At 39.1% G+C, this 8223-nt stretch carries 6 protein-coding genes; 3 read left to right on the forward strand and 3 right to left on the reverse strand.

Features of this window, described 5'->3' with window-relative positions:
* Window positions 1-106: 106 nt before the first annotated feature.
* The 3 genes from Q0954_RS31635 to Q0954_RS31645 all read right to left on the reverse strand — a co-directional run bounded on the left by Q0954_RS31635 (window position 107) and on the right by Q0954_RS31645 (window position 5066).
* Window positions 107-901, reverse strand: coding sequence for a hypothetical protein (locus Q0954_RS31635; protein ID WP_299465212.1), 795 nt, complete (start codon window positions 899-901; stop codon window positions 107-109).
* 335 nt (window positions 902-1236) lie between these two features.
* The gene (locus Q0954_RS31640) at window positions 1237-3561 is read right to left on the reverse strand and encodes a sensor histidine kinase (RefSeq protein WP_299465215.1); all 2325 of its coding nucleotides are present in this window, start codon (window positions 3559-3561) and stop codon (window positions 1237-1239) included.
* A gap of 788 nt (window positions 3562-4349) precedes the next feature.
* Complete coding sequence (locus Q0954_RS31645) at window positions 4350-5066, reverse strand: SDR family oxidoreductase (protein WP_299465218.1); 717 nt, start codon at window positions 5064-5066, stop codon at window positions 4350-4352.
* A gap of 352 nt (window positions 5067-5418) precedes the next feature.
* On the opposite strand from Q0954_RS31645, the gene Q0954_RS31650 reads away from it, so the two are divergent.
* The 3 genes from Q0954_RS31650 to Q0954_RS31660 all read left to right on the forward strand — a co-directional run bounded on the left by Q0954_RS31650 (window position 5419) and on the right by Q0954_RS31660 (window position 7928).
* Window positions 5419-5922 (forward strand): hypothetical protein, encoded by a 504-nt coding sequence (locus Q0954_RS31650; RefSeq protein WP_299465221.1) that lies wholly within the window; start codon window positions 5419-5421, stop codon window positions 5920-5922.
* Window positions 5923-5936: 14 nt separating this feature from the next.
* Window positions 5937-6815, forward strand: coding sequence for a DUF6048 family protein (locus tag Q0954_RS31655; RefSeq protein ID WP_299465224.1), 879 nt, complete (start codon window positions 5937-5939; stop codon window positions 6813-6815).
* 108 nt (window positions 6816-6923) lie between these two features.
* Window positions 6924-7928 (forward strand): isoaspartyl peptidase/L-asparaginase family protein, encoded by a 1005-nt coding sequence (locus Q0954_RS31660; RefSeq protein WP_299465225.1) that lies wholly within the window; start codon window positions 6924-6926, stop codon window positions 7926-7928.
* The last annotated feature ends 295 nt before the right edge of the window (window positions 7929-8223 follow it).

Below are 8223 nucleotides of genomic sequence, written 5' to 3' on the forward strand. Positions count from 1 at the left end.
TATTGTTTTGTCACTTTAAAAATAGCTTACCTTTTTTAATTCTCCAATTTTCGGTTAACCATGCCGTTCGCAGTATATAAAAGCCTGATAGTACTGACAGAAGGTACTAATAACCCATCATAAACGAGTTTAGAGGTTTATCGGTTTGCACTTTCATTTTCTTTCTTAAACGATAACGTGCCATATTTGCGCTTTTTTGTGACACGCCCAATAATTGCGCAATATCTTTGGTATTACAATTAAGTCTTAGTAAGGCACAAAGTCGTAGTTCACTATTGGTAAGGTTGGGGTACTCTTTGGTGAGCCTGGAAAAAAAGTGGGGATGAATTTTGTCAAAATTATCTTTAAAATCACTCCACCTTTTGTCACTTTTCAAATAATGCTCAATAGCATCTTCCAGTTTCGTAATTTTATCTTGTGTAGAATGGCAATTATGAAATCCAGCACTCACTATACTTTTTAGTTCTGCTTGTACTTGCATCAAAAATTGATTTTGCTTCAGCATCTTAGCTGAACTTGCCGCTAAACTGCGTTTTAAAGTCAAACATTCTTCTTTTACTTGTTGAGTTTCTTCTTCATAATTACACTTCTCTATCTCATACATCTGTAAACAGTTCTTATAATAAACCTGTTTCTGGTTTGCTACAACAGCCACCACAGTTAGAAAAGCAGCCACCACTCCTATCACTAGGGTGACGCCTTCCACCTGTAACACAAATAAAAGCAAGCCTGGTGAATAAAAGCATTTATGAAGCGTACGTTTTTCTAAAAAAGCGAATAATACTCTTCTAATGTCTGGAAAAACACGCGTAAATACACTTCTTGTTAAAGAATAAAGGCAAGCTAACTTTAATAAGCTTTTAAAATTATTTTTAGCATTCAAGATAAATTGGGGTAACATAACAGATAGATATTTTTTTGGTTAATCAAGTTGCTAATGAAGTTAAAGAAGAGGGCACCTTGAAGCAAAAAAACAATGTCTATCAAATGTCAACAAAACATTTTAATAAAATAATTCAAGTCTACAAATAATATTTAATACACTCACTATCAAGCAATTATCATTTAAATAATATCTACCCACAGAAAAATGCAAAGTTTTAAATTCTAACTAAACCAATTGCTTTTGATGGTGAAACGCAAGGCAGCAAAACACAAAATCCTCCAATAACTATTTCTATAGCAACACAATCAGGCATTGACCAAAAGGATAAACCAAAGAGAATGTAGCCAAAACTAAAGCATTTCCAACAACTCTTTAAAGCGCTGTTCATTGTAAGTATACATAGAGTCTTCCAGTTCTATACGCCAGTTTTTGAGGCTTTCACCCAAATGCGTGTCCAATGGAGTCATTGCTTCACGTATTTTACTTATTTGAAAAATCTCATATTGCGCCACCTTCACTGCCACGGGTTTGAGCAAGGCTAGTTCTTCTGAGGTAAAATCAAAAGCTACCGGACGTTGAGATGTTTCTACCGATGGGGCTCCGGCAGATAATGGTTGGGAATTGGTGGGTGGGGTAGCCAAAGGCAAGGTAAACCAAAAAGTAGCTCCCTCTCCTACCGGCGATATTACCCCTATATGACCTCCGTGAGCTTCTACAGTCAATTTACAAAAAGTAAGTCCTAAGCCAGTGGAACGTATTGCTCCTGATTTTTTTGGCGATACCTGATGAAACTTCTTAAAAATTTTCTCTATTTGTGTCGCTGGTATGCCTTCGCCCGAATCTGCCACCAACACTTTACCCCATTTGCCTTGCTCATTGGTTATGGATTCAACAGACATGCGAATTTTACCATTCTGAGGAGTATGTTTACTGGCATTGGTGAGCAGGTTTACCATAACCCTTAGTAAGAGGTCTTTGTCTACTTCTACATACACATCAGACAGGGCTTCAATGGTCACTTGATGGTTTTTCTCCCGAATCAAAAAGCTAATTTGCTGAATAGCCCACTGAAGCAGTTCTTCCAGCGCTACCTTGTCTTTGAGCAACTTCATCTTACTTTCCTCAAACTTTTGCACATCCAGAATATCCATAATCAGCCCTTGCATACGCTGCCCCGACTGGTGGATAGTACTAAAAAAACGAGGATCATTTTGTTGCTCCGACAAGCCAATAATGGAGTTAAGCGGATTTTTAAGATCGTGCACAATCATTCCCATCATTTGCTGTTTAAACTTATCCAGCTCTATCAGCTTTTCATTAATGGCATCCAGTTCTTCCAGCGACTGATTCAACTTATTGTTACTGTCTTTGAGGTCTTGGGTACGCACACCTACTAACTCTTCCAGGTTTTGATTAGTAAAATTTAGGGCTTCAGTCAATTGCTCAGCTTCGCTAAATGCCTTAGAAAAACGACGGGAAAGCAGCAAAGCCTGAGAAAAGATAAAGATAAACAAACCTGTGCCAAACACATTGTCTGTTTCTATGACATCATTGCTATATAAAATGTCGTTGACAATGGCTCCAAAAAAGGCAAGAAAACCCACAATAAACAATAATGCCCCTTCGCGCTTACGCAAAGCTGCCTTGACCAACAAATAAGCTGCGTAAAACCCACTGATGATAATGCCCAACTGCGAAAGAGTAACTGTTTGGGTAAACCAATAAGGGGGCAGGAACAATACAATAAGACTCAGGAACAAAAACATTATCGCCTGGGCTTGCGCCAATCGTTTGGGATATTCTTGAGGGTACAATGTACGCAACAACCAAGCTGTAGCAGGCATGCCTAAATTCATAGACAGGTACTCTAGCCTAATGATAGTAAACCAGTCAACCAATACAAAATCATGCAAAAAGTATTCATCAGTTACTGTCAAGCGAAGGGCTGCCATTAAACAAACCCCACTAAAATACAAAGCTGACACGCTTTTGCGCCTTGCCCAAAACAACCCTATATGGTACAAAGCCATAATAAAGATGCTTCCCATCAAAAAGAAATCGGCCAATGCAGTGACCTCACGATTGCGGTCTATTTGGTGCTCAAGCCCTATACGAACCTCTTGCCAAGCGCCTCCTTTACGATGGTGGTAGTTAGAAACCAACCAGAGTATTTCTACCTCTTGGGTGTTATTAACAAAGTTTACCACCAATGGATTGTAAGAAGGCACTGCCCCTTGTTTTTGACGGCTTATTTTGCCATTAGTACATAGCAATTGACCATTGATGTACAACTCATAGGCAGTAGCAACAGTCAGCATTTTTATTCCTAACTTCATCCCTTTGGCAGGAAGCGTCAGCCGCATCCGGTAAGTAGCGTAGCCATTGCCCGCAAGAGTTTTGCCCCCGACATTCAACCCATTCCAGCTTTCAGGTACATTTACCAGTTTGCCCGAAGTAGGCCGCCCTTTTTTGAAATTTGAGCTATAGTAAAATTTTTTCCAGTAAAACTCCCAGTCCCCACTCAACAGTACAGTACCCGATTTGGCAAAATCGTACTGGCTCAAATTCATTTTTCCATTGGTTACTTTGGGCTTTGTCTTTACTGGGCTACACCCAGCTAACCACAACAAACACCCTAAAAAACATACCCACCATAGTTTCGTTTGTGTTGTCATTTTGCAAGCTTTTGTATTATAATCGTACAGTATACATCAATACTCCGCAGTGATTTTAGTCAAAGTTGGTTGCTGGTGATCAGTTATTGATGAATTTAAAAACTATTTAATTGCACGTTTAGGCGTAAAACCGAAACACTTTTTAAAATAAAGTGAGTAAGCAATCTTAATATACGCCACTGGTTTACAGTATTTAACAAGGTAAACATTTACTCGAATCAGCTATGGACTACGGACTAAATGCTATGGACTATTGGTATACATACCTAAAAGACAAAATGTGTTTGCTTGTCATCAAGATAACACAAAATATTGATTGGCAAAACCAACAAGAGCTTAGTGTTCATTATTTAAGTGTTTGTCTACCGATATTTACCCATTACCTCCAATGAAACACTGTTTGATCATCGCTTTTGTTTTGCTTGCCTTTCAACAAACGCCCAGCTTGCTGAGTTTGCCAGATGTAAATTTGTTAGTTACCTGCGAACCAAACCACCCCAACTCAGTGGGTCAACTTGTGGCAATCCTGTTGCACCTCTACCCCTAAAGGCAAAAAAAAGACCCTACACTGTAGAGTCTTTTTTGTTTCCTAACCACAAAGCTTATTAAATATCTTTGGTTAGTATATATTCAAACCAAAAGCCAAAGATGTGACTACGGAAACAACACCTCATAAGCCTTTAATTATCAATAATATAAATCACAATATTTTTTTTCATTGCCAAGCAACGAAGAAATAAACAACCTTTTTTTATGCGATATATCATCAAAAAAACGAAATATCGTGGCTAATTCCCTTCGGCAAGCCAAGGGTTAGTAGCTATTACGGTAAGTTCTTTAATAAAACCCCGACTATCCATTTCCAAAGCCCCTTTAATAGCCTGTGCTATCTCGTCGCTGGTCAGTTTATGAGGCACATCTTCACGTTCTTTACGGTCAGGTTGAGCAAAAGCAGTGGGTACTTCACTGGGGTTTACCAAAATTACCCGCACATTGTAGCGCCGTAGCTCTGCCTGCCAACACTCGGTCATGCCCCGCAAAGCAAACTTAGACGAAGCATAAATGGTACCTCGCTCAAAGCCTTTGGTAGCTGCTGTAGAAGCAATGTTGATAATATTGCCTGAGTTTTGCTCTTTGAACAAACGTGCTGCTTTTTGGGTCATAAGTGCCAATCCAAACACATTTACATTATATACTCGCTGAAAATCTTCGAGGCTTAGTTCTTCTAAAGTAGGGAATTCGCCAATACCTGCGTTATTTATCAAAACATCTAACCCTCCTAATTGGTTGTTAACCGTATCAAACGTTTTGTCGATGTCAGCAGGTAAAGCAACATTGGCTGCCACATACATTACTCCCAATTCTTGGGCAACATTTTGCAGCTTTTTTTCGTCTCTACCTGTAATTAAGACCTTTGCCCCGGCATTGGCTAACATTTTTGCGGTGGCTTTGCCAATTCCAGCACTTCCACCCGTTATAAGTATACGTGCATCTTTTATATCCATAAAATTGTACTTAAGTTTTACCAAATTATGCTAAACTTAAGCAATTCTTACAAATGTCAGTACATTAGATGTATAGTTACTAAAAATTGGATTAAATTTTTTTTCGTATTGATTTTATTGATACATTTGTATAAATAAAATACCTTTTTACTTGTTCATGATATCGATTTTATATAATATAGATATAAAGAATTAGTAAGTTAGGTTTTTCATGGTTATATGGTTTGGAAACCTTGCGGACCCTTGTCTGTAAGGTTTTTTTTGTTGACTCAAGACAAGTTATGAGGCAAATTTGTACCTCATTTCGTATTTAACTTGTAGTTTTGCTTCAAAAAAACGTAAACGTATAAAAATGAAGAGGTTATTCTCCCAACCCCATTGGTTTCAAATTGTTCTGTGTATAACTGTAGCCCTGCTTACCAGCCGTTGTCAAAACTGTCAAGACCTCAAAAGCAGTGATGCTTCTGCCTACATCAAAGTACTGTTTTTTTTGGACAGCACCCAGTCCAGTGCTACCACTGTAAACTTTACCAAAATCACTTCCACCAATGGCACTTCCACCGATACCATTACTGGTAATTTCATCAATTTTTTGTTGCCTTCTGACAACAACTCGGCAAGCTATAGTGTTGCTGGTACTTATACTGATACTTCCAGTGTAGAAAAGACCTTCAGTGAAGATTTTCAAGTGAAGTTTTCGCGTAAAATCGGTATTGAAAAACCAGATTGTGGGGTTACTGAAACCATTACTATCAATGAATTCACTTCATCGTCTGGCACCAGCCGGGTACGGTTAATCAATGTCAGCCCCGACACTACCAGTGGAAACATTCAAATATTTTTAGAGCACAAATAAACAATCGTAAAGCAATGAAAGTGATGCAGGGTTTAGTTGTATTAGTGGGGGTAATTTTGCTTGTTGGGCACATTGCACAGGCTCAAACAACACCTACCAAAAAAGACCAAACAAAGAAAGACACCAGTACAACTGTAAAGTCAACTACCAGAATAAACGTGACACCACCTCCTCCTCGTCCAAAGAAAAAGACAAAGCCTGACTCTTTGCGTAAGCCATTGAGGTTGGCCGGTTTTAGATTGGGTGCCGATATACTGCCTACAGCATTTGGCGCATTCGACCAACGGTTTACCAGTTATCAAGGAACCTTTGAAATATTGCTCAATAATAAATACTTTATAGAATTGAGCGGGGGAGTGGAACAAAGAATAAGGCAAGGGGTAAGCAATTATACTTATTCCAGTCAAGGGTTTTATGGCAGAATGGGCATTAACTATAATATGTTACATCGGAAAAGCAAGGATGATGCAATATATGTGGGGTTACATTTTGGTTATGCCCGTTTCGACAACGACATTAGCTATACCATTACCAACACTGCCAACGGAGGCGATGTAAGTGGGCTAATCATAGAAAAACAACTCATGGGCACATGGCTCGAAGGCAACTTTGGGTTCAAAGTAGAGCTGTTCAAAAATTTATACATGGGACCCATGTTCAGGGTAAAAGTAAAGCTCACCGGAAGCGAAGGCGAACTACTCTACCCTAACGACATACCTGGCTACGGGGTAAACAACGCAGCTAACTTTGCCTTTGGGTACCATATTTTATACCGCATTCCTTTTAAGTCTAAAAAACGCAAACGTCGTATAATCATCACTCCTTCAACTCCCATAAAAAAAACACCCTCTACCCCTACTCCACCTAAAAAAGACAAAGGTGATGGTAGGTGATCTATTCAATCTTATAGGCACTTATTTAGACATACTCTAACCAGTGTAGAGTATTGACTTAGCCAAAATATAAGTATATTCAAAGCAGAAATCTAACATTAGATAATTATGAAGAAAGTTTTACCTCTACTTATAACAATGCTGTGCCTGATACAATGGGGCTACGCACAAAAAAATAAAATAACTTTAGTGATTCACGGTGGCGCAGGTACCATTCTTAAAAAGTACATGACTCCCCAACAAGAAAAAGCCTATCATAGCAAACTGGAAGAGGCTCTAAAAAAAGGACACAATGTATTAAAAAAAGGGGGCACCAGCCTTGACGCAGTAGTGACAGCCATTAAAATACTGGAAAACTCACCCTTGTTCAATGCAGGCAAAGGCGCGGTGTTTACCAACCAGGGAACCAACGAACTAGACGCCTCTATCATGGAAGGTAAGACCCTCAATGCAGGAGCAGTATCCAGCGTAACCATTGTCAAGAACCCTATTACAGCAGCTTTAGCAGTTATGAAAAACTCGCCTCATGTCATGCTTACGGGAAAGGGCGCCGAAACTTTTGCTACACAACAAGGATTGGCAATAGTCAAACCAAAGTATTTTTATACCAAACGTAGGTATGAACAACTAAAAAGGGTACAAAAGAATGCTGTAAAAGGTAAAAGTGGAAGCGTGGAAGATTTGATTGATTTGAACAAAAAACTGGGTACTGTGGGCGCAGTAGCGTTGGATCAATACGGTAATATAGCTGCCGGAACCTCAACGGGAGGAATGACCAATAAAAAATGGGGGCGAGTAGGCGATACTCCTATCATTGGAGCAGCCACTTATGCCAATAACCGTACTTGTGGAGTATCGGCCACCGGACATGGTGAGTACTTTATGCGAGTGGTGGTAGCCCACAATATTTCTGCCTTGATGGAATACAAAGGGTGGAGCGTGCAAAAAGCAGCTAAAGAAGTGGTGATGAAAAAACTCAAAAAAATGGGTGGTTCAGGTGGTATCATTGCTTTAGACCACGATGGTAACTACACCATGACTTTTAATAGCGCAGGAATGTACCGAGGAGTAGCCACTCCAGATGGAAAGGTAAAAACGTATATTTATAGGTAGTACGCCACATGGTATACTAAAATCAAAGGGTGCATCGTTTTGCCTTACAGCAAGCAATTAGCATCTAATACCTTTTGAGAAGAGGAGGAGTGTTTTTGATAAATTCACTCCTTATTTTTTTAGAGTATGTTTAAAAATCATAATCTGGGCTAAAAAAGTGTCCCCGAATACAAGTTCGGGACTTACAGTTTTTAACTCCGAAGACAAAATTTAAACATACTCTTAGGAATTGTTCAAAAATAAATTTACACTCTGAGGGGTGATTTTTCGCCTTGATACTTCGTTATTTTTATTG

The sequence above is a fragment of the uncultured Microscilla sp. genome (assembly GCF_947493425.1).
Taxonomy (GTDB): Bacteria; Bacteroidota; Bacteroidia; order Cytophagales; family Microscillaceae; genus Microscilla.